This window comes from Streptomyces sp. Pv4-95 (assembly GCF_045782725.1).
GTDB lineage: Bacteria > Actinomycetota > Actinomycetes > Streptomycetales > Streptomycetaceae > Streptomyces.
On the sequence record NZ_CP127172.1, the window covers coordinates 687,383 to 713,424 of the forward strand.

Consider the following 26,042-nt stretch of genomic DNA (forward strand, 5'->3'; position numbering starts at 1 on the left):
CATTAAAGAGCGATTTAATGAAACGGTCGTAGCCCGGTCAAGACCTGGACCGGTATCTTTTCGGATCGGTTCAGTCTTTGAAGAAACGAGAGAACGAGGGAACGCGGTGGCACGGACCAAGGACCAGGAGGCGCGGCGGGCCCAGCTGAGCGAGGCCGCCGGGCGGGCACTGCTCAGCAGGGGTCTCGAAGGGCTGCGGCTGCGGGACGTGGCAGAGCAGGCCGGGGTCACCCCCGCGGCGGTCCTTTACTACTACGACGACCTCGACGCCCTGATGTACGAGACCTTCCAGCAGGCCATCGAGCGGTTCTGCCGGGACCGCGAGTCGGCCGCGGAACGCCACACGGACGCGCGGGAACGGCTGCGCAGCTGCATCGCCTCCGGAGTTGCGGACGGCCCGCACGACCAGCTGCCCCGCCTCCTCTTCGAGTACTGGCCCCGCACCCTGCGCGACCCGAAGGCCGCCGCCCTCGACAGCGCTTTGACGGAACGTCAAATCGGCGTCTACCAGGGAATTCTGGTGCTCGGTGAGGCGCAGGGACACTTCGCCCTGACGGACACACCCCGCATGATCGCCTCCAACTTCGTGGCGATGGAGGACGGTTACCAGATGGACGTCCTCGCCGGGCGCCGCACGCGACGCGAGGTCATCACGGCGCTGCACTCGTACGGGCGGGCGGCTGCCGGCGATCGATGGGAGGGCTAGGACGCGCCCTGGGCGAGACGGGGCGAGGCGCTCGGGCGGTGGCTCAGCGGCACTCCGAAGGACGGTGCCCGGGCAGGTCATCAGTCCCAGGCGTTGAAGAGCACGCCGCCCAACGTGGTGATGCCGCGCAGGCGGACCTCGCGCCGTTCGCTCCGGGTGAGTACGGAGGTGTCGATGTTGGCCAGGGGCGTGGCGAGCGTCCCGGCGCCGAGGACCTCGAATCCCGCTTGCGCGAAGGGCGAGGACCACCAGGGCGGGGCGAGGAACCCCTCGCTGTACTCCTGCCGCCGGTCCTGGGCGAAGGCGATCCAGGGGTGATGGGCGTGGCACAGGACGATGGTCTCGCCTGCGTCATCGATGACCGACGCGGTGTGGAAGGTACGGGGGTACGCCCTGTCCTCCACCTCCCCCACCATGCCTCCGGCGAGGCGCGCGGCCGCGTACAGCCCGGCGCGGAAGGCCCGCCGGTCGGTCTCCGGCAGCGGGCCGTCCTCGGGCCGGAAGAAGCCTGTCGCGCCACGCGGCAGGGTGAAGCCGGCGTTCTCGTCCGTACCCATGCGCTCATCCTGCCCGGCGCGGGTGCGCCGGGCAGGTGGCTCACGCTACGGCCGCTTCGCTCTCCTCACGCCTTCCCCCAGTTCGCGTCGCGCCGGCGCAGTTCGCGCAGGGCGATGGTGCGCTTGTGGACCTCGTCCGGGCCGTCCGCCAGGCGCAGGGTGCGCAGGTGGGCGTACATGCTGGCGAGCGGGAAGTCGTCGGAGACGCCGCCGCCCCCATGGACCTGGATGGCGCGGTCGATCACCTTCAGCGCGACCTCGGGAGCGGCGACCTTGATCGCGGCGATCTCGGTGCGGGCCTCCTTGTTGCCGACGGTGTCCATCAAGTAGGCGGCCTTGAGGGTCAGCAGGCGCGCCATGTCGATCTCGATGCGTGCCTCGGCGATCCAGTCCTGGATGTTGGCCCGGTCGGCGAGGGGCGCGCCGAACGTCGTCCGTGCCTGCGCGCGGTCGATCATGAGGTCGAGGGCGCGCTCGGCCATGCCGATGGATCGCATGCAGTGGTGGATCCGGCCCGGCCCGAGCCGAGCCTGGCTGATCATGAAGCCGTCGCCCTCACCGGCCAGCAGGGCCGTCGCCGGTACCCGGACGTTCTCGAAGAGGACCTCGGCATGGCCCTCGCGGTCCTGGTAGCCGAACACCGGCAGATTGCGCAGGAGGGTGACGCCCGGGGTGTCGAGCGGGACCACCATCATGCTCTGCTGCCGGTGGCTCGGGCCCTCGGGGTCGGTCTTGCCCATGACGATGAGGACCTTGCAGTTCTTGTGGAGGGCGTTGGAGGTCCACCACTTGCGCCCGTTCAGGACGTAACTGTCGCCGTCGCGCTCCATCCGCAGCTGGATGTTGCGGGCATCGGAACTGGCGGCCGCCGGCTCGGTCATGGCGAAGGCCGAGGCGATCTCACCGGCGAGCAGGGGCTTCAGCCACTTCTCCTTGTGCTCCTCTGTGCCGAAGAGGGTGAGGACCTCCATGTTGCCGGTGTCCGGGGCGTTGCAGTTGGTGGCCTCGGGTGCCAAGTGCGCGCTGCGTCCCATGATTTCGGCGAGCGGCGCGTATTCGAGGTTGGTGAGACCGGGACCCCACTCGGGGTGCGGGTGGAAGAGGTTCCACAGCCCCTGCTTGCGTGCCTCGGTCTTGAGCTCTTCGAGGATCGGCGGATGGAAGTGCGGGTCCCCCGACGCGGCCATCTGCGCCTCGTAGAGGGGCTCGGCGGGGTAGATGTGCTCGTCCATGAAGGCGAGCAGCTTGTCCTGGTACTCCTTGGCCCTGTCGGACGTTTCGAACACGGGTCCTCCCACGGTCGCGGATCGCTGATTCACTGTTCGGTCGAAGACACCGGCCGGCGGCCCGCCGGGGCAAGCAGCTCCCGCAGCTCGTGTGCGGTCGTGGCCGCTTCCCGGTGGACGACTCCCGCGAGGCCGATGCGGTGCGCGGCCGCGATGTTCTGCCGGAGGTCGTCGACCATCACGGTGTCCTCGGGCCGTACGCCGAGCCGCTCGCACGCCGCCTGGTACGCGCGGCGCGACGGCTTGCGTACACCGATGTCGCGGGAGATGGTCACGGCGTCGAACATGGCGGGCAGGTCGAAGCCCCGGTAGCAGTCGTCGCCGAGGGAGTTGGAGAGCAGACCGACGCGATGGCCGTCGGACCGGAGCTCCGCCACCAGGGCGATCATGTCGACATCCGGGCTCAACAGCTCCTGCAGCCGGCTCACCAGGCCCTCGCCCTCCACCGTCGCGCCGTGCGCACGCAGGCGCGCGGCGAAGCCCTCCTCGAACTCCCGCTCCCCGATGCGCCCTTCCTCGTGCGCTACGAGAAGCGTGCTGCTCTGCTCGTCCGTCCCCAGCAGCCGCAGCGGCAGCCGCGGGTCGGCGCCGAGCTGCCGCCCGACCTCCTCGAAGGCGGTGACCACGCTGGACGTCAGAACGCCGCCGAAGTCGAAGAGGACGGCGTTGCGGGTACCGGTCACTTCACTGCCTCCTGGTAGCGCCGCATGCCGCGTATCCACCGGTCGTAGTCGCTGCCCTTGCGGCGGTAGAAGTCGAGCACCTGCGCGTGCGGCAGGACGAGGAACCGCTCGTCGCCGACCGCGGCCAGCACGCGGTCGGCGACGTCCAGGGGTTGCAGCAGCTCCCCCGAGTCCAGTACGGCGCGCGCACCGGCACGTTCGACGGGGTCGGCCGAACGCGTGCCCGCCATGAGCAGTTCGGTCTCGACGCCTTGCGGGCACAGACAGCTGACGCGCACGCCTTGATCCCCGTACGTCACCGAAAGCCACTCGGCGAAGGCGACCGCGGCGTGCTTGCTGACGGAGTACGTGGCCGAGCCGATCTGCGTGAGCAGCCCCGCGGCCGACGCGGTGCTGAAGAAGTAGCCCCCGCCACGTTCGATCCACCCCGGTACGAGCAGCTTGGCCGCGCGCACATGCGCCATGACGTTGACGTCGAGCGCAGTGGACCATGCCGCCTCGCTCGCATCGAGCCCGGAGCCGCCGCCCACTCCGGCGTTCGCGAAGTAGAGGTCGACGGGGCCGAACTCCGCCTCGGCCACGCCGATCAGGCGCCGCAGGTCCTCCGTCGAAGAGGCGTCCGCGGCCACTCCCGCGGCCCGCCCGGCATGGGCGTCGGCGAGCCGCTTCGCCGTCGCGTCGAGGCGGGCGGCGTCCAGGTCCGTCAGCAGGACACCGCGCGCTCCCTCCTCGAGAAGGCGCTGCGCGATCGCGGCACCGATGCCGCCCGCCGCGCCCGTGACGATCGCGACCTTGCCGTTGATCTGCACGAAGTCTCCGTCCCACACATCCCGTACGGCTGCCCGACGACCGCCTCGGCCGCCGGCTCCGGTCACCGTATTTGAATCTGAGTTCAACTTCAATGGGTGGCGTGTGGGGGCGGGACGTCAGCGGGCGGGAGGGCCGGGGCGGACCGTCACCTCGGCAAGTGAGCGGCGAAGAACGACCGCACGAGGTCGCGCACGGCAGGCACGGCGATGCGCGGATCGCCCCGGCCGACCATGGCGGCGCGCCCGGCGGCGGTCATCAGGCCGGCCCTTTGGAGCTGGGGGACGAGGGACCCGTAGTCGGTGAAGACCCAGTGCTGGGCCTCATCGAGCTGCCGCCGGACAACGGGACCCCCATGGGCGAGGAGCGCACCCCAGGACCGGTCGAGCCGGGCGTCGCGGAACCCGTCGGTGCCGGCCAGGAGCAGCGGCCGGTCCGTCCCCTGCTCGGCCACCGGCAGGAGTTCACCGTCCATCCGGTCGAGATACCCCTCCAGGTTGACCGCGGCGGCGATCCGCCGGTCCTCGTGGAGCGCCTGCGCGACCGCGGTGCCGCCCGCGGAGTGCCCGTAGACGCCGACCCGGTCGACGCCGAAGGCATCGAGGACGAAACGGAGGTCGGCGACCCGGGTGTCGATCATCGTGCGGAAGGCCGCCGCGTCGGGCGGACCGTACAGCGCGGTGGGCCGGACCCGCTTGCGGCCGGGCCGCTGGTCGGGGAACTCCACCTGGCTCGCGTCCCCGGGATGGTCGACGGTGAGGACCGTCCAGCCGTGCGAGGCGAGGTCCACCGCGAGGGAGCTGCCCGTCGTGCGGGCGTCGCCACCACCGGGGCTGTAGAGCAGCACGGGGCGTCGGCCGGGCAGGGACGGGGCCCCGGTCCGGGCATGCGTGAGGGTGGCCGCCCAGTCGACTCCGGACCCCGGGAGCTGCGGGTGGATCCGCTGGGCGATGCCGGCGAAGAGAGCGGCGGCGCCCGGGGTCAGCTGCGGAGCCCGCGGGAAGCCGTGGCCGGGCGCGGCCGGGCGCAGGACGGTGACCATGAGTTCGCGTACGCCGATCTTGGGCTGCCACGGGTCGTTGCGGGAGCCGTCGACGAGGTGGCGGGTCGTCGCACCGACACGGTAGGGCCCGTCAGGAGCCGGCAGACGCAGGAGCGGCGCGGCGGCGGGGGCGGCACTGGCAGCGGCGGCGGCCCGGTCGGTGCCGATCAGCAGGGTGGCGGCCCCGGCGAGGACGCCCTTGGCCAGGGAACGGCGACCGGGTGTGAAGTAATGGGTCATGGACGGCATCGTGGGGGCGAACGCCATGTCGGGGCGAAGCTTGCGCCCTGGTCCGAAAGGCTGGCGCGGAACGGGGGAACGTACATGATCCGGATTCACTTCACGACGGATGATCTCGCGCAGGTGCGGTTCGCGCCGCGGCCCTCGCCCGTACCCGAACTGCACGCCGCCCTGATGATGTTGGGCGCCCCGCACGACCAGCTGTTGTTCGGACGCTGGCGGAGCAGGTTGCTGCGGTCCCTCCCGCGCGCGGTCGAACCGCTCGCGGACCTCGTGCCGGAGGGTGTGGCCCCCGCCTTCCTCGATGTCCTCGGCGACACCCCGGATGAGGGGTTCGCCCTGATCGCAGCGGCCCGCCCGGAGTTCGTGCGGGCCGGGATCGAGGAGGTGTACGCGCGCCGGCCTGCCCCACCCTGGATCCGCGCGCTGCACGCCGGGGACGCCGGCGCCCGGCGGGCACTCGGCCGGGCGCAGCGGGCGGCGTACGAGTCGGTACTCGCGCCGGTGTGGCCCCAGGTCCAGGATCTGCACCGGGCGGAGTTCGCCCGCCATGCCCTCACGGTCTCCGAACAGGGCCTCGGCGCTGCTCTGACCGCCCTGGCCTCTGGCTCACGGTTGCGCGACGGCGTCTGGGAATGGCCCCTACCGGGCATCCCGGGTGTGCGCGACGTACGACTTCGCGGGCGAGGGCTGATGATCCGGCCGACCTTCCACTGGCGGCGTGGCCCGCTCGTCCAGGATCTGCCGGACCGCCCGGTGGCGCTGGCCTATCCGGCGGGCGTGGGGCTGCCGATCGTCCCGGAGGGGGCAGGCCAGGGCGAGCCTCTCGTGGGCGTCTTCGGGCGCACCCGGCTCGCGCTGCTGCGCTGTTTGGACGAAGCCCTGACGACCACGGGTCTGGCGCGCCGCATGGGCGTCAGCAACGCGACGGCCTCCGCCCACGCCTCTGCCCTGCGCGCCGCCGGGCTGCTCACCACCACCCGCACGGGCCGCTCGGTGCACCACGCGCGTACGCCCCTGGCGGAGCTGCTGTTGACCGGCGGACCGGCCGACAGCTGACCTGGGCAGGACGGCTCAACTGCCGCGCTCCCCCGGAACGAACGTCCCCGGCATGCGACGTCACCACTGCCGACTGAGCCGCCGAGCAGCGGCTCCGAAGGTGACATCAGAGGGAACGGCCGAGGCGTTCCACCGCCCACGGCATCAAGTCCTGTGCCAGCGCCAGGCTGTACGGGCGGACCAGGTCGCGCAGTTCCTCGCACGCGTCAGGGCCCAGCGTGGTGTACGGCACGGCGGCGAGCCGGTCGGTGACCCGTTCGACGGCTGCTCGCCGCTCCCGCCCTTCGGAGGTGAGGGCGGGTTCGGCCTCGTCCGTGAGCCATCCCCGTTCACGCAGGCCGTCCGCCGCGCGGGCCCACTCCTGCGGCGCCCAGGACCGGGTGGTCCGCAGGGTCTCGGCGGCGACCGCCCCCGTGGCGGCGTGTGTGACCAGCGCTTCGATGCCGTTCAGCCCTGCCGCGAGCAGCGCCTGGACGTGGCCGTCGCCTCGGAATTCACGGAGCAGGGTCTGCGCGTGCCACAGCACCAGATGAGGCTCGTCCGGCCACGGGAGCGCGGCGTGCGCGGCGAACAGGGGGCGCCCATGGAGGAGTGGCCGCGCGGCTTCGGCGGCCCGTCGGGCCAGTTCGGCGGCACGGCGCAGGCGCTCCGACGTGATGTCCGCGCCGAGGACCCGGCGCAGCGTCGCGTCGATGCCCCGCAGCCGTGCGGCCAGGAACGCCGCCGGCGGAGCCGCGTCCCACGCCGCGGGAAGTGCCGCGTGCACGGCCACGGGGTTGAAGTTGTAGAAGGTGGCGGCCGTGAGTTCCGCGGGCGCCGGCCCGAGAGCCGCGGAGCGCGAGGCGAAGTACGCCGCCTGTCCCGCCGACCCCAGCTCGCCGTAGCGTGCCTGTGCCTCGGGTGAGAAGTAGACGGCTCCGTGGTACGGCTCCAGGGTCCGCCATGTCTCGCGAGCGTAGGGCGGCGTGGCACCGGCCGTAGAGGTGGACGTCATGGGTTCAGTGCCCTCCGGAAGGCGTGCAGTTGCCCGGGGCCGCGGTATCCGAGGGGTCCGTGGCGTCCGCGGGCCCGAGCGCCGCATCCGTCGGCTCCGCCTTCAGTGCGACCGGGTCGATGGCCCGTTTGAGGATCTTTCCTGTCGGGCCCTTGGGGAGTTCGTCGACCACCGCCACCACGTGCGGCACCTTGTACGCGGAGAGGCGTTCCTTGGCCCAGCGGCGGAGGTCGGGCCCGCTCAGACGGGCGCCCGGCCGCAGGGCGACCACCGCCGCCACTTCCTCGCCGTAGTGCGCGTCGGGGATACCGATGACGGCGGCCTCGACGATGTCGGGGTGCTCGTAGAGCACCTCCTCGACCTCGCGCGGGTAGACGTTGTAGCCGCCCCGGATGACGAGGTCCTTCTTGCGGTCGACGATGCGGAGGTCCCCGTCGGCGTCCATCGTGCCCAGGTCGCCGGTCGCCAGCCGGCCGTCGTGCAGCACATCGGCGGTGGCCTCCGGGCGGTTCCAATACCCCTTCATCACCACCGGGCCCTTGACGTACACCTCACCGATCCCGCCCGGCGGCAGCTCCGCGCCGTCGTCACCGCGTACGGACACCTCGCAGCCGGGCAGTGCCCGCCCGACACCGCCGGGTTTCCTCGGGCGTCGCGGGTCCTGGAACGTGGCGGCGCCGGCCGTCTCGGTCAGCCCGTACCCCTCGACGATGGCGCAGCCGAACCGCTCCTCGAAGGCACGCATCACCTCGACGGGCAGCGAGGCCCCGCCGGACGACGCCAGGCGCAGACCGGTGAAGTCCGCTGCGTCGGCGGCATCGGAGGCGCGCAGCAAGGCGTTCCACATCGTGGGTACCCCGGCGGTGAAGGTGGGGCGGTCACGGCGGAGCATGGCCAGCATGGATGGCGCGTCGAAGCGTTCGAGGAGGGACAGGCTCGCGCCCGCGTGCATCGTGGTGGCCATGACGCACACCTGGCCGAAGACGTGGAACAGCGGCAGTCCCGTCACGGCCCGGTCCTCGGCCGTGATCTCGTACACCTCGCAGAAGACCGCGGCGCAGGCGACCAGATTGCCGTGGGTCAGTTGGGCGCCCTTGGGCCGGCCGGTGGTCCCGGAGGTGTAGAGCAGGACGGCCGTGTCGTCGTCCTCCGTGGGGTGGGGCGCGCTGATCGCGGAGTCCGACTCGGTGCCGCGGTCGCCGAGACCGGTGAAGCCCGCAAGCCTTGGGTCCAACTCGCCGTAGGGTACGCCCAGTTCGTCCGCGACCTGCTCGGGAGCCGGGGTGCTCGCGCGCCGTCCCAGGACGAGTGAGACGCCCGCGTCCACGCCGATGTACGTCAACTCCCGTGGCGCTGCCATGGTGTTGGCGGTGACGGCGACGGCTCCGGCCGAGAGGATGCCGTAGTAGGCCGCGGCGAATTCGGGGACGGACGGGGCGACGAGCAGCACCCGGTCGCCGGGCCGTATGCCGTGCTCGCGCAACCGGCCGGCGACGGCGGCGGACCGGGCGCGCAGCGTTCCGTAGGTCCACGGCTCGCCGGTGTCGCCGCGCAGGGCGATGCGCTCGGGCGTGTCCCAGGCGTGCTCCCAGATCGCTTCAGCGGCGTTCGGCATGCGTGCACCTCCGGGGTGTCACTTGGGGTCGAGGGGCTGGAACGCGGGCGGGCGGCTCTCCAGGTAGGAGGCGACGCCCTCGGCGGCATCGGGCCGCCGGAATGCCTCCGGCATCAGCACGTCCGCCCAGTCGACCGCTGCGGCGAAGTCGGTGTCCAGGCCGCGGTACACCTGATCCTTGATCACGCTCATGGCCGTCGGGGAGCACCAGGTCGCCAGCTCGGTGGCGTAGGCGACTGCCTCGTCGAGGAGACGGTCCGCCTCGACGAGCTGGTTGACAAGGCCCATCTCGTGGGCCTCCGCGCCTCGGATCACCCGTGCCGACAGCAGCAGATCCAGGGCCCTGCCCGGTCCTACGAGGCGCGGCAGGAGCCAGGCGATGCCGTACTCGGCGATCAGGCCGCGCCGGGCGAACGCCGTGGTGAACTTTGCGTCCGGTGTGCTGAACCGGACGTCGCAGTACAGGGCCTCGACGAGGCCGAGCCCGGCGACGGCGCCGTTGACCGCCGCCACCATCGGCTTGCGGACCATCAGCGGGAACCACCGGGGCCGGACCCGGCCGGCGCGGTCCGCCAACCGGGCGGCGGCCGACTCCGCCGCCGCGCCCGCCCGTTGCAGATCCGCCATGTCCGCGCCCGCGCAGAATCCGCGGCCGGCGCCGGTGAGGACGATGGCCCGTACGTCGGGGTCCGCCTCCGCCTCGTCGAGCAACGCGAAGTAGCGGTCCTCCAGCTCATCGTTCCAGGCGTTGAGCCGGTCCGGTCTGTTCAGCGTGATCACCATGACCGCGCCGCGCCGCTCGGCGAGAACCGTCTCCCCCTTCTGCACCTGAGCACCCTGAGTCACTCGCGTGACCTCCCCAGCTCGTCCCTGGCCCGGATCCGGATCGTGCGGTGTCGCCGCCCGCAACCTGCGGCGATGAGCCGGACCCTACTGTGAAGGTGAAGCCACATTCAATATTCGTGCGGGCGCCGGCTCGGGCCGCTCCCGTCGGCCGGTTGACCCCTGTCACCACGGCGAAAGAGGTGGTCGGACACCTGTGGAGGGGCAACGCCCGAGGTCAGGAGGCCACCAACTGGTAGCATCCGCTGCCACCCGTACGTGTTCGAACGACAGGGATGGACCACCTTGGCTGCCCAGGCCCCGGCCGCAGACGGCCGGAAGCAACCGATCACCCCGCGGAGCAGCCGCGGCATGCGGACGCGGAACGCGCTCATCGCCGCGGCGCGTGAAGTCTTCGAGCGCGACGGTTTCCTCGACGCCCGGATCACCGACATCACCCAGGCCGCGAACGTGGCGTCGGGGTCGTTCTACACGTACTTCAACAGCAAGGAAGAGATCTTCCAGGCGCTCGTCGAGATGGTGCAGGAGGAGATGCTCCACCCGCACCTGCGCGAGCGGACCGGCATCACCGACACCCGGCTGCTCATCGACGCCTCCAACCGCGAGTATCTGCGCGCGTACCGGCGCAACGCGCGCCTCATGGCGCTGTTCGAGCAGGTCGCCCAGGTCGACGAGAAGTTCCTCGCGCTCCGGGTGGAGCGCGGTAACGCCTTCGTGCGGCGCAACGCCAAGATGATCCGCGCCCTTCAGCAGGACGGCGAGGCCGATCCGAGCCTCGACCCGCTGGTCACCGCGCACGCGCTGTCCGCCATGGTGAGCCGCATGGCCTACCTGGTGTTCGTCCTGGAACACCGCATCCCGTTCGAGCGTCTCGTCACCACGCTCAACAAGATCTGGGAGAACGGCCTTCAGCTGAAGGACGCGCCCCAGGAGGGCGACCGGGAGCCCGCCGCGGAGCCCCCGGCCGACGCCTGACCGGAGCGGGCGTGCCGCACAGCGGTGGCCCGAGGTGAGCCGTGCTCACGGTGCCGGACGGGCAGGCACAGCAGCCAGTTGCGGACGCTTGGCGGTGCGGCCGTCGCCGGACGAGCGACCCCGTATGCGCCGGGCGATCCATGGGCCGAGGAACGCGGCGGCCCAACGCGCCTCCGCCGCCGCGGCGCGCCACCCCGCAGGGAACGGGGCGGCCGGCGGCGGCAGCGGGTGCGTCCACGCCTCGTCGCTGCCCGGCAGTTCGAGGGCGTGCGCGACGGCGGCCGCGATCCGTTCGTGGCCGAGCGGGGCGGCGTGCAGCCGGTCGGGGCTCCAGATCCGCGGGTCGGTGACGACGTCGTGGTGCGAGGTCTCCGCGACGACTACGCCATGGCGCCGCGCCGCGGTGCGGATGCGGTGGTTCAGGGCGACGACACGGGGCCTGATCGGGCGCGCGAGCGGGATGATCCGCCCGACGTCGGGGAAGGTCAGCGTCGCCACGCGCGCCCCTGATGCGGTCAGGGCCTCGAACATCGCTTCCAGGTGGCCTGCCACCTCGTCGGCGTCGAAGCTCGGGCGCAGCAGGTCGTTCATTCCCGCGACGACGGTGGCCAGGTCGGGTCGCAGCGCGAGAGCGGGCGCGAGCTGCTGGGTGCGTACCTGGGCGGCGACGCATCCGCGGACGGCGAGATTGGCGTACCGCACCTCGGGGGTGTGCTGCGCGAGGCGCTCGGCGAGCCGGTCCGCCCAGCCTCTGAGGCCGGTGGTGTCGTCCCCGTCGCCGAGGCCCTCGGTCTGACTGTCCCCGAGGGCGACATAGCGCAGGTATGCGGTGTTCGTCATGGTCGGCGCCTCTCAGGCCCGGTCGGCGGACGCCGTGCGGCGTGCCAGGATTTCCAGGACCTGTTGGCCCCATCGCAGGTTCTCCTCCTCGAAGGAGAAGCCCCGCAGCAGTGTCAGATAGGGGCCGACGCGCTCACCGTCCCGCAGGAACTCCTCCTCGCTCAGGTCGCCGAGGAGATGCCGGCGCAGCCGCTCGTAGCGGGCGAGCTTCCCGCGCGCCCACTCCATCCGCTCCTCGATGTGCGCCCGCACGGCCGCCATGTCTCCGCCGTCGACCGCCTGGACCTTGACCATGAGTTCGTCGCGGGCCGCGGTCGGGCGGGGCTGTTTGGCGGTGAAGGCGGCGAGGTCCTGCCGTCCGGCCTCCGAGAGCGTGAACATCCGCTTGTTGGGCCTGCGTTCCTGCGGAACGACCCGCGCATCGATCAGGCCCTCCCCCGCCAGGCGCTCCAGTTCGCGGTAGAGCTGCTGCGGGGTCGCCGCCCAGAAGTTCGACACCGACACATCGAAGATCTTGGCCAGGTCATAGCCGGAGGCCTCGCCCTCCAGGAGCGCCGCCAGGACCGCGTACTTCAGAGACATATGGACACAGTACATCGATGCGATTACTGTCCTCCACACCTACTCATCAAATTGACTATGAGGTGACCCGCGTGCACGCATTCCGCAAGGCCGTGGAAGCGAACGACCACGAGGCCATGGAAGCGCTCCTGGCCGAGAACGTCGTCTTCACCAGCCCCGTCGCCTTCCGGCCGTACCCCGGCAAGGCCATCACCGCGGCGATCCTGCGCGGCGTGTCCCGCGTCTTCGAGGACTTCCACTACATACGGGAGATCAACGGCGCCGACGGCCGCGACCACGCCCTCGTCTTCGCCGCCCGGGTCGGCGACCGCGAGATCACCGGGTGCGACTTCCTGCACCTCGACGAGAACGGACTCATCGACGACTTCACCGTCATGGTCCGCCCGCTCTCGGCCGCTCAGGCCCTCTCCGAAGCCATGGGCGCGCAGTTCGAGCAGATCAACAAGGAGGCTCAGGCGGCGGCCGGTTGAGCGCACGGCCACCGCGGGCCGCCCTACCAGGCGCGGGCGGACCGCAGCAGGTGGTCGCGCACCAACGCGACGTGCGGATTGTCCGAGGCGCCGGGACGCTGCACGAGAAAGCCGGTGTTGATCGGTGGATCGTCCGGCTCGCCCAGCAGGACCAGGGCTCCGGAGGCGAGTTCCGCCAGGCAGAGGTAGCGGGGCAGCACGCTGAATCCGGAGCCGCCGACGACCGCCGCTTTCACGGCCCGCAGGTCCGGCACGGTGACGGCGGCCCGGCACACCAGCCGCTTGCCGAAGACATGGCGCCAGTAGCGGCGGACGATCGGCAGGTCCTCGGCGTACGCGACCAGGGGGATCCCGTGCAGTGCGGCCGCGCCTTCGGCGGCCACCCGGGCGGGGCCGCCGATCCGCTCCGCCCAGGAGGGCGCCGCGACCAGCACGAACTCCTCGTCCGTCAGCGGCACGGACGTCAGGTGCCGGCCGCGGGGGCGGACCGTGGCGATCACCAGGTCGTGCCGCCCCGCGCGCATCTCCTCAAGGAGAGGCTCCGTCAGGCCGGTGGTGATGCGCAGCCGCACGCCCTTCTCGACCAGCGGTCCGAGAGTGGGTACGACACTGTGGGACAGAAGCTCGGCCGGGCCCGCGAGGTGAACGGGTTCCGCAGCGCCCTCGGCGGCGAATCCCCCCTGGCCGGCAACGGCGGCCAGGGCGTCCAGGGGCTCGACGACCCGGGCTGCCAGCTCGTCCGCGAACGGTGAGGGAGCCGCACCGCGCGGCAACCGGGCGAAGAGTTCCCTGCCCAGCTGCGCCTCCAGGGAGCGCACTTGTGCGGTGACCGTGGGCTGTGACAGACCGAGCAGGCGCGCGGCAGCCGTGAAGGATCCGGAACGGTGGACGGCGAGGAAGGTGCGCAGCAGGTTGAGGTCCGGCGGTGCAGTGCCGCCGACCTGCTCCCTTCCATCCTCGCCATCGGAATTCCTATGCCTCATATGGCCGAGCCTATTGGATTCCGATGGCTGACCGGGCCTACCTTCGGGGAGGTCGGCGCACCGACGGGGTACGAGGCACCGAGTACCGGAGTCCCGGACCCACGAGCCCCGGAGCATGCGTCGCGACGCCCCCGGCCCGGCAGGGCCCGCACCCACAGCGAAAGAGCCTCACCATGTCGAAGATCCTTTTCGTGATGACCGGCGCCGACCACTGGACGCTGGCCGACGGCACCAAGCACCCCACCGGCTACTGGGCCGAGGAGGCCGCCGCCCCGTACGAGGTGTTCAAGGCCGCGGGCCACGAGGTCGTCGTCGCCACCCCGGGCGGCGTCGTACCGCACGTCGACAAGGGCAGCCTGGCCCCCGAGGTGAACGGCGGCGAGGAGGGCGCCGCCAAGGTGTCGCAGACCCTCGCGTCCTTCGCCGAACTCCAGCGCCCCCGCAAGCTGGAGGACGTACGCCTCGACGACTACGACGCGGTCTTCTACCCCGGTGGCCACGGCCCCATGGAGGACCTCGCCGTCAATGCCGACTCCGGCAAGCTGCTGACGCACGCCCTGGAGTCCGGCAAGCCCCTGGCTCTGGTGTGCCACGCCCCGGCCGCCATGCTGGCAGCGACCGGGTCCGACGGCGCCAACTCCTTCGCGGGGTTCCGGCTGACCGGCTTCACCAACGCCGAGGAGGGCCAGGCGGGATTCGCCGACAAGGCGAAGTGGCTGCTCCAGGACCGTCTCGTCGAGGCCGGTGCCGACTTCCGGGAGAGCGAGCCGTGGGCGCCGCACGTGGTCAGCGACCGCAACCTGGTCACCGGACAGAACCCCTCCTCCTCCGGTCCGCTCGCGACCGAGCTCCTCAAGAAGCTGGGCTGAGCACTCCTCGCCCCGCCCTCTTCGCGGACGTGAGCCGGGACGGTGATCCATGAGACGAAGGCCCGTCAGTCACCCTCTCCCCCTTCGAGCAGATCGCGGACCTCGTCCTCGCCGGTCTCCCGCAGTTCCTCTCCGACGAGCAGCCAGCGGGTGATGCCGACCGAGGCGAGGAAGGGCAGGTCGTGGCCGGCGATCACGAGTGCGCCCTGGTAGGAGTCGAGGGCGCTGGTCAGCTGCCGGACGCTTGCCATGTCGAGGTTGTTGGTCGGCTCGTCCAGCAGCAGTAGCTGCGGCGCCGGTGCGGCGAGCATCGTCGCCGCGAGGGCGGCCCGGAAGCGCTCCCCGCCCGAGAGGGTTCCGGCAGGCTGGTCGGCGCGTGCGCCCTTGAACAGGAATCGCGCGAGCTGGGCACGGATGTGGTTGTCCGTGACACCGGGAGCCAGCAGGGTCACGTTGTCGGCGACGCTCAGCTCCTCGTCCAGCACGTCGAGGCGCTGCGGAAGGAACCTCAGCGGCACGAACGTGCGGGCTTCGCCGGACAGCGGTGCGAGTTCTCCCGTCAGGGTGCGCAGCAGCGTGGTCTTGCCGGCTCCGTTACGGCCGACGAGCGCGATGCGTTCGGGGCCGTGCACATGGAGGTTGCCTTCGCGCAGCGTGCCGAACGGAAGGCGCAGTTCGCGCAGGTTCAGGACGGTGCGGCCTGCGGGGACGGCGGTGTGAGGAAGGCTCACACGGATCTCGGCGTCGTTGCGGATCGCCTCCGCGGCCCCCTCGCGTCGCTCGCGCGCCTCGTGCAGACGGTCCTCCTGGAGTCCGCGGAGCTTGTCCGCGGATTCCTGCGCGGACCGCTTGCGTTCGCCGGCGACGATTCTCGGGGCGCGCCGCTCGGCGTCCATCTTCTTGCTGTGCCGCTGTCGTCGGGCCAGCTTGACCTGGGTTTCCTCCAGTTCGCGCTGCTGCCGGCGCACGTCCGCCTCGGCGGCCCGCAGCATCCGCCCGGCCGCTTCCTGCTGGGTCGCCACGGCCTCCTCGTACGCGGACCAGCCGCCTCCGTACCACGTCAGCGAGCCGGATCGCAGATCGGCGATGCGGTCCACGCGCTCCAGGAGGTCGCGGTCGTGGCTGACCACGACCAGCACTCCCGAGCGCCAGGAGTCGACGGCGTCGTAGAGCCTGCGGCGCGCGAACAGGTCGAGGTTGTTGGTCGGTTCGTCGAGCAGCAGCACGTCGGGGCGCTCCAGCAGCAGCGCGGCGAGGCGCAGCAGTACGGTCTCGCCGCCGGACAACTGGCCTACCGTCCGGTCGAGTTCGACATCATCGAGTCCGAGTGAGCCCAGCGTCGCCAGGGCCCGCTCCTCGACGTCCCAGTCGTCGCCGACCGTCTCGAAGTGCGCCTCGCTCACGTCTCCGGCCTCGATGGCGCGCAGCGCGTCGCGCCGTTCGGCGATGCCCAGGGCCCGGTCGACGCGCAGCGTCGTGTCGAGGGTGATGTTCTGTGGCAGGTAGGCGAGGCTGCCGCCGACGGTCACCGAGCCCCGGGAGGGGCGGAGCCGTCCGGCCAGCAGTCGCAGCAGGGTGGATTTTCCCGTGCCGTTGGCGCCGACGAGGCCGGTGCGGCCACGGCCGATGCCGAGGGAGAGCCCGTCGAAGACGGTGGTGCCGTCCGGCCACTGGAAGGACAGGCCGGAGCAGGTCACGGAGGCACTGGGGGTGCTGGGGTGAGCCATGTGGATTCTCGCAGTCGCAAGCGCAGGGAAGGGGACTTCGTTTGCGAGCACCACGCGGCGACCGAACCGGGAAAAGGGGGTGCGGCCCTCCGGAGAAGTGAGGACGGCTCATGCACCGAGGTCGCATCCGCGCGGGGTCACGGGCGGCAGGAATGCCGGCTGCAGCGTGACGGGAGTACGGCGGATGCCGTACCGCGCGATGATCGCGGACCTCAGATGCGCAACGTCCACCTCTATCGGAGACAACAGGACTCCAAAACTGTACCTCACCCCCGGCGCGGGCTGCGAGAGGTTTATGCGCGACGCACCACCCGGCCGAAGAACTGCATCGGACGTGCGAGACGGCTTCCGGGCGGTCCGCCATCGGCACCATCGCCCCGGACAATAACAAAAGGGTCAAAGCCCGCTTGACGCTTCCGCGAGCTTGCGACGATGATTATGCGGCTGTTCGTATTCTGGATTGCTTCGGGGGACATATGAGTGACGGATACGGAGCGGATGCCGCATCGATCGACGGCAGCGCGAATATTCTCGTGGAGATCGCGGGATTGCTCCACGAAGGCCGACTCGACAAAGATATCGGCACGCTTTCGCGAACACCGCACGCACATCGCGAAGTGGCCCATGAGGTCGATGATTTCGCGCGTTTCGCCGCCGACCAGCAGCAGGACCTGGTCCTCCTGCTCACCGCACTGTCCACCGCGCTCAAGACCACCGGAAACAACTACACGAAGGTGGACGAGCAGACACGCGACGATTTTCGGGCCGTCCTCGATTCCTCCCGGTACGAGGCGCCGAAGGAGGCCACCGCGTGACCTACCACGCCGAAGTGGAATTCCTTCAGGATTGCAATCCTGCTCTCATCGAGCGAAATGCCGACGAATTCAAGCGGATGTACGGCCTGCTGCACGCCGCGGCGCCGTCCGTGAAGAAGGCGGAGCGGCTCGACTGGACGAGCGACTCACGCAGCCATTACGAAGCGCGGCTTCGTGACGTCGAGGGTCTCGTCACCGGGTTGACCGAGGGATACCGGAAGGCGTGGAAAGCGCTGCTGGATTATTCGGACGCGGTGACGCACGCCAAGCAGTTCCTCTCGGCAGGCGAGGAGGCACAGTCCGCACTCTCGGACGTCATGTCGCGAGAGGCGACCCCCGTGACGTCCAAGGCCAAGGCCGCGGAACCGATGCGCCAGTGGGAGGACCTCCGGGGGACGACCGGATTTCTGGACGCGCTGGCCGAGCTGCTGGTCGACGTGGACGCCATCCGGGAGGAAGCCGACGGGTGGCACAAGCGCGCGTCCGAGGCGTTCGGCCACGCACTGAAGACCGAGCAGACCGCGCGAAGGTCATGCGTCGCCGAGTTGCGGTCCGCCCGGCGCCTCATCCCGAATTTCCACACGGAATTCAAGGACGCGGCCGGCCTGATGGAACGCGTGGGCGCCTTGCAGGCCGAAGCGCGCCAGGCCCAGGGCAATCCGCTCACGCATCTGGCGGGCAGCGGCAACAAGACGGACCACTTCCCCGGTGTGGCGGCGGACGTGGTGGTGTCTCCGGCGCTGATGCGGATCAAGCGGCTCTGCGCAGGGCTGCCCGAGGGCACGGGCAACAACTACTGGCTGCCCTCCGATTCGGATGACAGCCGCCGGGACTGGATCGGCGCCAACCGGGCGATCCTCAAAGCGGCAGCCGAGGAAAACGGTCTGCCGCCGGACATGATCGCGGGCATCGCCTGGAAGGAAGTCGAAGGGGACCCGGGCATCATCGACGATGTCGCCGACACGGTGCGCGGATTCGGCATCGGCGGAGAGGCCGACAAGACGTCCATGGGGCCGATGTCCATTCAGATCCGTCGCGCCGCCGAGGTGCTCGGCTACGATCCCGGGCACCTCACCGGCATGCAGCGGGACCAGGTCGAGGAAGCGGTCAAGGATCCCGCCCAGAACGCCTTCATCACCTCGGAGTACTTGGCGCAGCTGAAGGCGGAGAGCTCGTTCGCCGACATACCTGCCGACCGGATGTCCCCCGAGCAGTACCAGGAGTTGGCCGCTCGCTACAACGGCGGTCCTTACTGGGAGAGTGATGCCGCGCAGGCCTACGGCGACAGCTTCATGACGCATCTGGGCAACGCACGGCAGGCACTGCGGTGAGTCGTTCCGGGGCATGCCCGGCCGACGGGATTGCGGGCACTTCCGGAGACCGGGACCGAAGCGGGCGCCGGAGCGGGCGCCGGAGCGGAGGCGAAGCGGCCGGGGCCGCGATCAGCGCCGCCGTACTGATCGCGGCGAACGCAGTGGTCCTCTACGTCGTGTTCCTGGCGTCGGCCGTCTCGCCCGACGGCCCCTGGGGCGTGCGCGATTCGGCCGACAAGGTCCAGATCCTGTGCCTCACGGCCGGGGTGCTCGCCTCGGCCGTGGCCCTCCTGACGGTGTTCGTTCTGGCGACCCGATGGCTGCGCAGCAGATGGTGGCTGGCGGCGCCGGCGCTGATGGTTCTGTATGCCGTCGTCAGGTGGCTCCTTCCCTCCTGATTCACCGCTCTCCAGGCGTCGTTGGCCGCCCGCGGCGTCACGGTGGACGCCGCGGGCGGTTCAGCGATCGAACGGGTGGGAGCACCCGGAGGGTGCGGAGGTGCCCCGTTCAGGGCTCAGAAGGTGAGCTTCCAGCTGTCGAGGTAGCCGGTGTCCTGTGCCGCCACGTCCTGCACCCGCAGCTTCCACGTCCCGTTGGCGGTCTCGCCTGAGGCGTTGACGGTGTAGGTCGCCAGGACGTTGTCCGCGGAGTCGTTGGCGCTGGAGTTCTTGAGCCGGTAGGAACTCCCGTCCGGGGCCAGGAGGTCGATGACGAGGTCGCCGCGCCAGGTGTGCTTGATGTCGACGCTCACCTTGAGGGCGTCGGGGGCATTACCTGTGCGCCCGCTGACGGCGACGGACGAGGTCACCGCCGCGCCGGCGTCCGGCACGGGAAGGTCGGCGGCGTTCTCGTAGACGTTTCCTGACGGAGGCGTGCTGCCCGCGCTCAGCGTCCAGACCGCGTGCGCGACGGCATCACTGTTGCGGTCCAACGCGGTGTCGTTGATGTTCGCCGTCGTGTCGCACGAGGAGTGGTAGCAGCGGTCGAAGGAGGTGCCTGCCGTGCCGCCCCACTTCTGCGCCTGGGCGGTGGTCTTGGTGTAGTCGGCGCCGCTGAACAGGCCGCCCACGGGGATGCCGACGTTCTTGAACGGAGCGTGGTCGGAGCGTCCGTCGCCCTCGGTCTCGATCTCGGTGGGGATGTTGAGCGAGGCGAAGTAGTTCTTGAACACCGACTCGATCTGCGGGTCGTCGTCGTAGACGAAGTAGCCCGGGTTGGGCGATCCGATCATGTCGAAGTTCAGGTAGCCGGCGACCTTCGCCCGCTCGGTGGAGGACAGGTTGTTCACGTAGTACTTGGAGCCGAGCAGACCGAGCTCCTCCGCGCCCCACCAGCCGAACCGCAGGTGCTTCGTGGGCTGCAGGCCCTCGCGGGACACCGCCAGGGCCGTCTCCAGTACGGCGGCCGACCCCGAGCCGTTGTCGTTGATGCCGGGGCCCGAGGTGACCGAGTCGAGGTGCGCGCCGGCCATCAGGACCTGTTGGGGGTCGCCGCCCGGCCAGTCGGCGATGAGGTTCCAGCCGGTGGCGCCGCTCGCGGTGAACTGCTGGAGGGTCGTGGTGTAGCCGGCCGCGTCCAGCTTGGCCTTGATGTAGTCGATCGAGGCCCGGTAGCCGGCACGGCCGTGGGCCCGGTTGCCGCCGTTGGCGGTGGCTATCGACTGCAGCTGGCTCAAGTGGGCCTTGACGTTGGCCAAGGGTATGTCGGGGGCGGCCACGGCCGGGGCGGCGGGCCGGTGCGGGGCTGCGGCCGTTGCCGCGGGGGCCGTGGTGAGCAGCCCGAGTACCGCGCCGGCCGCGGTCACCGCCAGGGCAGCCCGGCGCGACCACGATCTTCGGGGGGTGGGCGCGGTGCGTCTTTCGGCGTGCGAGGACATGAGGGGTCTCCGGATTCCGTAAGGGAATGGGACGGACCGTGCATGACGCGAAGCCGATCGTCGGGGCGGCCCGCCCCGACGACAAGCCTGTATTCGGACACGCCACGCCGAATATCGACCCTGGGCGCCGCCCGTGGCGTCGTGGGCGGTGGCATCCGCGGACCCTGGGCACAGCCAAGAGCCGCCGTTCCCGGTCGCATCACCGGCGCCCACGAGGCGTCACCGGCCTCCCCCACGCCCCTTCAGGACGGGCGGCAGCCCAATATCACCCCACAGTCGCCGAGGAGGTCACCAGCAGGCGCTCAGGGGCCGTCTGCGCAGGCGTGGGAAGGCGCAGCCCGCCCGCACCGGGCGTGATCGAGCCCAGGACGCCGGAGTGTCGGGCGCCGGTGCATGAGGGGACCGTGCCGGGCAGGCCGTGTGCGGTGAGGAAGCCGAGGACGGCGAACGCGTACGCCTCCTTGGCGGCAGAGGGCAGGCCGAGGTCGTCGGAGGTGTGGAGCCGGACGGCGCCGAGTTCCGCGCGGAGCATGGCCATCAGGGTCGGGTTCTTCGTCCCGCCGCCCGAGGCGATGACCTCGCTCGCCCCTACGGCGTGCGCCGCGTCGGCGACGGTTCTGGCCGTGAGGAGGGTGACCGTCGCGGTCACGTCCTCGGCGGGCAGCGGCCCGCACTCGGCCAACGCCGCCAGGAGATACGGGAGATGGAAGAGTTCCTTGCCGGTCGTCTTCGGGGCCGGCAGGGCGTAGTACGGCTCGTCGAGGAGCCGGTCGAGCAGACGCTCGCTGACGGAACCCCGCGCGGCCAGTGCCCCGTCCGTGTCGTAGTCCAGGCGCCCGTTGGTGAGGTGGTGGACGGCCGCGTCGACGAGGGCGTTCGCCGGGCCGGTGTCGAAGGCGAGGGGTTCGGCGCCTTCCGGGAGCGCGGTGATGTTGGCGATGCCACCGAGGTTCAGGGCGACGGGGGCTCCCGGCCTGCCACGTAGCCACAGGGTGTCGACGATGCTGACCAGGGGCGCGCCCTGACCGCCGGCGGCGACGTCGCGGGTACGCAGGTCGGAGATCACGGGCCGGCCGGTGGCCTCGGCGATCCAGGCGGGCCGGCCGATCTGGAGGGTGCCGTGGACGCGCCCTTCGTCCGTCCAGTGATAGACGGTCTGCCCATGGGAGACGATCAGTTCGGCGCGGCCTTCGCACAGCTCGCGGTCGGCGCGGACGGCCAGGGACGCGAAGGACTGCCCGATCCGCGTATCGAGCCGGCACACGTCCTCCATGGTGGTCCCCGCCGGGGGCAGCGCGGCGGCGAGCGCGGCGCGCAAACCGTCCGGGTACGGCTCGCTCAGCATGCCGAGCGGGGCCAGTTCGAGGGTGTCACCGACCAGGTGGAGGTCCGCTGCCGCGGCGTCGACCGCGTCGTAGGACGTGCCGGACATCAGGCCGATCACCCGCATGTCATCGTTCTCCTCTCGGGCGTCGGTGCGCCCGTTCGCCGGCGGGCCGGTCGGCACATCGTCAGTCGCGCAGGGACCTGCGGTGGTCGTCGCCACGCAGTGTCAGCAGCGCGGCCACGCTGATGGCGCAGGTCACGGCCACGTAGTAGGCAGGGATGTCGGCGTCACCGGTCCGCTTGATCGTCTCGGTGATGATGAGGCCCGCGCAGCCCGAGAACACGGCGTTGGACAGGGCGTAGGACAGACCGAGGCCGGTGCATCTGACGCGGGTGGGGAACATCTCGGCGAGCATGGCGGGTCCTGGCCCCGCCATGAGACCGACGACGGCACCGGCGGCGAGGACGGCCGCCCCCTTGGCCGTCGTCGGGGCCGCGGGGTCCTGCAGCAGGTTCAGCAGCGGGAAGGCCAGGACGGCCACCAGGGCCGCGCCGGCCGTCATCACCGGGCGCCTGCCGATGCGGTCGCTGAGGACACCTGCCGGGATGATGGCGAGGGCGAAGCCCAGGTTGGCCAGGACGGTCGCGAGGAGTGCCTGCCGGAAGCTCGCGTTCAGCGTGCTCTGCAAGTACGAGGGCAGCACGACGAGGAAGGTGTATCCGGCAGCGGACCAGCCCATCAGCCGTCCGGCGCCGAGGGCGATCGCCCGCGCCACCTCCCCCGGGCGGGGAGCCGCGCCGGGTCCCTCGGCCGGGCCCTTCGTTCCGTGTGCGCGGTCCAGTTGCTCCTGCCGACCGGTTCGGTCCGGTCGGTCGGCACGGGTCGGCGCCTGGACCGTCTCCCCCTTCGTACGGCTGAAGGCGGGTGTCTCCTCCATCCGCAGGCGCAGCCAGAGCGCGGCGAGCCCCATGGGCAGGGTGGACAGGAAGGGCAGGCGCCAGCCCCAGGATTCGAGGTCGGCCTGCGTCAGCGCGACGGTCAGCAGAGCCGCCGCGCCCGCGCCACCGAGCAGCCCCAGGGCCACCGTGAAGGACTGCCACGCACCGTAGAGACCTCGTTTCCCGGGCGGCGCGAACTCCGTCATGATCGACACCGCGCCACCGAACTCACCACCCGCCGACAGCCCCTGTACGACACGCAGCAGCGTGAGCAGCCACGGGGCCGCCGCGCCGAGGGTCGCGTAGGTCGGCAGCAGGCCGATGAGCGTGGTGGCTCCGGTCATCAGCAGGATGACCAGGACGAGCGTCGGGCGACGGCCGATCCGGTCGCCGAGCCGTCCGAAGAGCGCGGCGCCGACGGGGCGGAAGAAGAACGCCAGGGCGAAGGACGCGTACGTCTTGATGAGCGCTTCGACGTCGCCGCCGCCTTCGGGCGTGAAGAAGTTCGCGGCGATGATCGTCGCGAAGTAGCCGTAGACACCGAATTCGTACCACTCGATGAAATTGCCGACGGATCCCGCCACCAGCGCACTGCGGGAGCGGGACGGCTCGACGGTCTCCTGGGTCGTGTGGTGCACAGAGGCGGTCATGGGGCCCTCTCGCGTCGCGGATTCCGGGCGGAGACGGGAGTCCGGGAGGAGAGTCAGTTTCACCGGCCCTTGAGGGGGCGTCAATAACCTTCACCCGCTCGCCGAATGTCGCCTTCCGCGAGGCGGTACGGACGCGGGCGGGGAGCGAGCCGGGTGGCCGCGTCACCGGTGGAGCGGCCCGGCTCTACCAGGAGCTTCTCATTTCACGGGGTGTCACCCGGAAGCGGCACTGTATGCGCGTACACAGAGGCTCGTCAATGGTTCCTGTACGCGCATACATCCCCCTTGACATGGGCTGATGGCGCAGCCGTTTCTGCGCCCAACACCCGCTCCCCGCAAGGCCGTAGAAAGTCTTGACATCCCCGCGGCAAGCCCTTTAACTCCAAGCCAACTTGTGTAACGAGAACCCCGAAAATTGCCGACCTTTGTTAAAAGGATGAACTCATGGCTGGTATTCAACGGCGGACCGTTCTGGCTGCGGTGGGGGGCACGGTCGCCGCGGGCGGCGCCGTCGGCAGCGGGCTGATGGGAAGCGGTACCGCGCATGCCGCGCAATCCGCCGCCGTACCGGCCCCGGCGAAGGCGCACTCAGGGCCTCACGAGGCGAAGGTCAGGTCACTGCTCGCCCGTATGACGGTCGAAGAGAAGCTCGGCCAGTTGCAGCAGTTGCCGTGGTCGTACAACACCGGTCCCGGCGGCGCGGAGACCAAGGACGTCGAGGACGCGGCGCGCAAGGGTCGGCTGGGGTCCGTCCTCAGCATCTTCGGGGCCCGCAGCAGCAACGCCCTGCAGCGGATCGCCGTGGAGGAATCCCGGCTCGGCATCCCGCTGCTGTTCGGGCTGGACGTCATCCACGGCTTCTGGACCACCTTCCCCATCCCCCTCGCCCAGGCGGCCAGTTTCGACCCGGAGGTGAGCAAGCGGGACGGTGAGGTGTCCGCGAAGGAGGCCCGCTCCAACGGGGTCCACTGGACGTTCGCCCCGATGATGGACGTCACGCACGAGCCACGCTGGGGACGCATCGCGGAGAGCTGCGGTGAGGACCCGCACCTCACCTCCGCCTTCGCCGCCGCCAAGGTCCATGGCTACCAGGGCAAGAACGCGGGTGAACTCGACGCGAAGGACCGCCTGGCCGCCTGCGCAAAGCACTTCGTCGCCTATGGGGGCGCCGAGGGCGGGCGCGACTACAACACGGTCGACGTCTCCGAGTCGCGGCTGCGCAACTTCTATCTGCCGCCGTTCAAGGCGGCGCTGGATGCCGGCGTGGCCACCGTGATGGCGTCCTTCAACACCATCGGCGGCGTACCGGCCCACGGCAACACCCACACCCTCACCGAAATCCTCAAGGGCGAGTGGGGCTTCGACGGCATGGTGGTGAGCGACTGGACCGGTGTCCAGGAGCTGATCGCCCACGGCTTCGCCGAGGACGGCGCGGACGCCGCACGGCTCACCCTCAACGCCGGTGTCGACATGGAGATGACCAGTACCAACCTCGTCGCGCACGGCAAGCAGCTGCTCAAGAGCGGGCGGATCAAGGCCGACCGGCTGGACGAGGCGGTGTCACGGATCCTGCGGCTGAAGTTCGCGCTCGGACTCTTCGCGCATCCGTACGTGGAGGAGTCCGCCGAGATCACCGAGCCGTCGAAGCAGGCGCGGGCCGCGGCGCGGGAGACCGGGGCGCGGTCGATGGTGCTGCTGAAGAACGAGGACGACACGCTGCCGCTGAGCGCGTCCGCCTCCTCGATCGCCGTGGTGGGGCCGTTCGGCGACTCCTCGGACCTGCTGGGGACCTGGGTGATGCCCGCAGCGCAGGAGAAGTTCCCCTCGGTGAAGGTGCTGGACGCGGTCCGCAAGGCCGCACCCGGCGCGAAGGTCCGTTACGCCCGGGGCGTGGACGCGGAGGGCAAGGACCTGAGCGGCATCCCCGAGGCCGTCGCGGCGGCCAAGGCTGCGGACGTCACCGTCGTCGTGGTCGGCGAGCCCCCGGCGATCAGCGGGGAGGCGGCCGCGCGCAGCGACATCTCCCTGCCCGGTGCGCAGGAGAAGCTGATCGCCGCGGTCGCGGAGACCGGCAAGCCCTTTGTCGTCGTCCTGGTCAACGGCCGCCCGCTGACCATCGGTGGCTGGCTTGAGCAGGCCCCCGCCGTCCTGGAGGCGTGGCACCCGGGCGTCGAGGCCGGAAACGCCATCGCGGACGTGCTCTTCGGCGCCGTCAATCCGGGCGGCAAACTTCCGGCGACCTTCCCGCGCAGCGCCGGTCAGATCCCGGTCTACTACAACCACGAGAACACCGGCCGCCCGTACGACCCCGACAACAAGTACACCTCCAAGTACCTCGACCTTCCCCACGGGCCGCAGTTCGCCTTCGGATTCGGGCTCAGCTACACCACCTTCGAGGTCGGCGAGCCCCGGCTGAGCGGCAGCCGCATCGCGGCCGGGGCCCTGCGCAAGGGAGACACGGTCGAGGTCGCGGTCCCGGTCACGAACACCGGGGAGCGTGCGGGCGATGAGGTCGTGCAGCTGTACGTGCACGACCGGGCGGCCAGCATCGCCCAGCCCGTACGCAGGCTTGCCGGCTTCCGCCGCGTCGGCCTCGCCGCGGGCAAGAGCCGGACCGTACGCTTCCGGCTCGGCGCCGCGGACCTCGGCTTCTGGAGCAACGATCCGCACGGCGAATTCCGCATCGAGCCGGGCGCGATCGATGTGTACGTCGGCAACAGCTCGCAGGCCGAGGCCAAAGTCACGCTGACGATCGGTTAGAGCGCGGCTGACGGCTCCGGAGGATCTCAGGAGCCGGTGGGTAGGGGGACGGATGTGGGCATCCGTCCCCCTACCCACCACCCCC

The 26,042-nt window shown here is 70.8% G+C and carries 24 protein-coding genes; 9 read left to right on the forward strand and 15 right to left on the reverse strand.

Annotated features, from left to right (window positions below; all coding sequences use genetic code 11):
* Window positions 1-106 precede the first annotated feature (106 nt).
* Window positions 107-706 carry a TetR/AcrR family transcriptional regulator gene (locus QOM21_RS03235; protein WP_407547986.1) on the forward strand — a complete coding sequence of 200 codons (600 nt, stop codon included), beginning with the start codon at window positions 107-109 and terminating at the stop codon, window positions 704-706.
* Between the two features lie 80 nt (window positions 707-786).
* Here QOM21_RS03235 and QOM21_RS03240 read toward each other — a convergent pair whose 3' ends face one another.
* The 5 genes from QOM21_RS03240 to QOM21_RS03260 all read right to left on the reverse strand — a co-directional run bounded on the left by QOM21_RS03240 (window position 787) and on the right by QOM21_RS03260 (window position 5,321).
* On the reverse strand, window positions 787-1,263 hold the full coding sequence (locus QOM21_RS03240) for a hypothetical protein (RefSeq protein WP_407547987.1): 477 nt from the start codon (window positions 1,261-1,263) through the stop codon (window positions 787-789).
* 65 nt (window positions 1,264-1,328) lie between these two features.
* On the reverse strand, window positions 1,329-2,549 hold the full coding sequence (locus QOM21_RS03245) for an acyl-CoA dehydrogenase family protein (protein ID WP_407547988.1): 1,221 nt from the start codon (window positions 2,547-2,549) through the stop codon (window positions 1,329-1,331).
* A 29-nt stretch (window positions 2,550-2,578) separates the two neighbouring features.
* Window positions 2,579-3,232 (reverse strand): HAD family hydrolase, encoded by a 654-nt coding sequence (locus tag QOM21_RS03250; RefSeq protein WP_407547989.1) that lies wholly within the window; start codon window positions 3,230-3,232, stop codon window positions 2,579-2,581.
* Window positions 3,229-4,041: an SDR family oxidoreductase gene (locus QOM21_RS03255; RefSeq protein WP_407547990.1), complete on the reverse strand. Its 813-nt coding sequence runs from the start codon at window positions 4,039-4,041 to the stop codon at window positions 3,229-3,231. The genes QOM21_RS03250 and QOM21_RS03255 overlap by 4 nt, the downstream gene beginning before the upstream one ends.
* Before the next feature lie 146 nt (window positions 4,042-4,187).
* Window positions 4,188-5,321, reverse strand: coding sequence for an alpha/beta fold hydrolase (locus tag QOM21_RS03260; protein ID WP_407547991.1), 1,134 nt, complete (start codon window positions 5,319-5,321; stop codon window positions 4,188-4,190).
* A gap of 84 nt (window positions 5,322-5,405) precedes the next feature.
* Here QOM21_RS03260 and QOM21_RS03265 point away from each other — a divergent pair, with 84 nt between their 5' ends.
* Window positions 5,406-6,380 (forward strand): ArsR/SmtB family transcription factor, encoded by a 975-nt coding sequence (locus tag QOM21_RS03265; protein WP_407547992.1) that lies wholly within the window; start codon window positions 5,406-5,408, stop codon window positions 6,378-6,380.
* Between the two features lie 106 nt (window positions 6,381-6,486).
* Here QOM21_RS03265 and QOM21_RS03270 read toward each other — a convergent pair whose 3' ends face one another.
* From QOM21_RS03270 to QOM21_RS03280, 3 genes are read right to left on the reverse strand one after another with little or no spacing between them, the layout of a single operon-like run.
* Window positions 6,487-7,374 (reverse strand): SCO6745 family protein, encoded by an 888-nt coding sequence (locus QOM21_RS03270; protein WP_407547993.1) that lies wholly within the window; start codon window positions 7,372-7,374, stop codon window positions 6,487-6,489.
* 4 nt (window positions 7,375-7,378) lie between these two features.
* Window positions 7,379-8,989: a long-chain-fatty-acid--CoA ligase gene (locus QOM21_RS03275; protein WP_407547994.1), complete on the reverse strand. Its 1,611-nt coding sequence runs from the start codon at window positions 8,987-8,989 to the stop codon at window positions 7,379-7,381.
* A gap of 18 nt (window positions 8,990-9,007) precedes the next feature.
* Window positions 9,008-9,835, reverse strand: coding sequence for an enoyl-CoA hydratase-related protein (locus QOM21_RS03280; RefSeq protein ID WP_407547995.1), 828 nt, complete (start codon window positions 9,833-9,835; stop codon window positions 9,008-9,010).
* A 348-nt stretch (window positions 9,836-10,183) separates the two neighbouring features.
* Between QOM21_RS03280 and QOM21_RS03285 the strand changes: the two genes are divergently transcribed.
* Window positions 10,184-10,807, forward strand: coding sequence for a TetR/AcrR family transcriptional regulator (locus QOM21_RS03285; protein ID WP_407547996.1), 624 nt, complete (start codon window positions 10,184-10,186; stop codon window positions 10,805-10,807).
* A gap of 45 nt (window positions 10,808-10,852) precedes the next feature.
* Here the strand turns inward: QOM21_RS03285 and QOM21_RS03290 are convergent, their stop codons facing one another.
* Together QOM21_RS03290 and QOM21_RS03295 are read right to left on the reverse strand one after the other, a co-directional pair.
* Window positions 10,853-11,647 carry an SGNH/GDSL hydrolase family protein gene (locus QOM21_RS03290; protein WP_407547997.1) on the reverse strand — a complete coding sequence of 265 codons (795 nt, stop codon included), beginning with the start codon at window positions 11,645-11,647 and terminating at the stop codon, window positions 10,853-10,855.
* Window positions 11,648-11,659: 12 nt separating this feature from the next.
* Window positions 11,660-12,229, reverse strand: a complete 570-nt coding sequence (locus tag QOM21_RS03295; protein WP_407547998.1) for a PadR family transcriptional regulator — start codon at window positions 12,227-12,229, stop codon at window positions 11,660-11,662.
* A 71-nt stretch (window positions 12,230-12,300) separates the two neighbouring features.
* Here QOM21_RS03295 and QOM21_RS03300 point away from each other — a divergent pair, with 71 nt between their 5' ends.
* Window positions 12,301-12,699, forward strand: coding sequence for a nuclear transport factor 2 family protein (locus QOM21_RS03300; protein ID WP_407547999.1), 399 nt, complete (start codon window positions 12,301-12,303; stop codon window positions 12,697-12,699).
* A gap of 23 nt (window positions 12,700-12,722) precedes the next feature.
* On the opposite strand, the gene QOM21_RS03305 is transcribed toward QOM21_RS03300, so the two are convergent.
* Window positions 12,723-13,682 carry a LysR family transcriptional regulator gene (locus QOM21_RS03305; protein WP_407548000.1) on the reverse strand — a complete coding sequence of 320 codons (960 nt, stop codon included), beginning with the start codon at window positions 13,680-13,682 and terminating at the stop codon, window positions 12,723-12,725.
* 173 nt (window positions 13,683-13,855) lie between these two features.
* Between QOM21_RS03305 and QOM21_RS03310 the strand changes: the two genes are divergently transcribed.
* Window positions 13,856-14,551, forward strand: a complete 696-nt coding sequence (locus QOM21_RS03310) for a type 1 glutamine amidotransferase domain-containing protein (protein WP_407548001.1) — start codon at window positions 13,856-13,858, stop codon at window positions 14,549-14,551.
* 65 nt (window positions 14,552-14,616) lie between these two features.
* Here QOM21_RS03310 and QOM21_RS03315 read toward each other — a convergent pair whose 3' ends face one another.
* Entirely contained in the window at window positions 14,617-16,278 is a 1,662-nt protein-coding gene (locus QOM21_RS03315) for an ABC-F family ATP-binding cassette domain-containing protein (protein WP_407548002.1), read from the reverse strand.
* Between the two features lie 476 nt (window positions 16,279-16,754).
* On the opposite strand from QOM21_RS03315, the gene QOM21_RS03320 reads away from it, so the two are divergent.
* The 3 genes from QOM21_RS03320 (at window position 16,755) to QOM21_RS03330 (ending at window position 18,804) form a co-directional block, all read left to right on the forward strand.
* Window positions 16,755-17,093, forward strand: coding sequence for a hypothetical protein (locus QOM21_RS03320; protein WP_407548003.1), 339 nt, complete (start codon window positions 16,755-16,757; stop codon window positions 17,091-17,093).
* Entirely contained in the window at window positions 17,090-18,424 is a 1,335-nt protein-coding gene (locus tag QOM21_RS03325; RefSeq protein WP_407548004.1) for a hypothetical protein, read from the forward strand. Before QOM21_RS03320 ends, QOM21_RS03325 begins: the two co-directional genes overlap by 4 nt.
* Before the next feature lie 143 nt (window positions 18,425-18,567).
* A complete protein-coding gene (locus tag QOM21_RS03330; protein WP_407548005.1) occupies window positions 18,568-18,804 on the forward strand; it encodes a hypothetical protein in 237 nt (78 codons plus the stop codon).
* A gap of 116 nt (window positions 18,805-18,920) precedes the next feature.
* On the opposite strand, the gene QOM21_RS03335 is transcribed toward QOM21_RS03330, so the two are convergent.
* The 3 genes from QOM21_RS03335 to QOM21_RS03345 form a co-directional block, all read right to left on the reverse strand.
* On the reverse strand, window positions 18,921-20,282 hold the full coding sequence (locus QOM21_RS03335) for a M28 family metallopeptidase (protein WP_407548006.1): 1,362 nt from the start codon (window positions 20,280-20,282) through the stop codon (window positions 18,921-18,923).
* Window positions 20,283-20,547: 265 nt separating this feature from the next.
* A complete protein-coding gene (locus QOM21_RS03340; protein WP_407548007.1) occupies window positions 20,548-21,732 on the reverse strand; it encodes an anhydro-N-acetylmuramic acid kinase in 1,185 nt (394 codons plus the stop codon).
* A 61-nt stretch (window positions 21,733-21,793) separates the two neighbouring features.
* Entirely contained in the window at window positions 21,794-23,197 is a 1,404-nt protein-coding gene (locus tag QOM21_RS03345; RefSeq protein WP_407548008.1) for an MFS transporter, read from the reverse strand.
* Window positions 23,198-23,641: 444 nt separating this feature from the next.
* On the opposite strand from QOM21_RS03345, the gene QOM21_RS03350 reads away from it, so the two are divergent.
* On the forward strand, window positions 23,642-25,957 hold the full coding sequence (locus tag QOM21_RS03350) for a glycoside hydrolase family 3 N-terminal domain-containing protein (protein ID WP_407548009.1): 2,316 nt from the start codon (window positions 23,642-23,644) through the stop codon (window positions 25,955-25,957).
* Window positions 25,958-26,042: the final 85 nt, after the last annotated feature.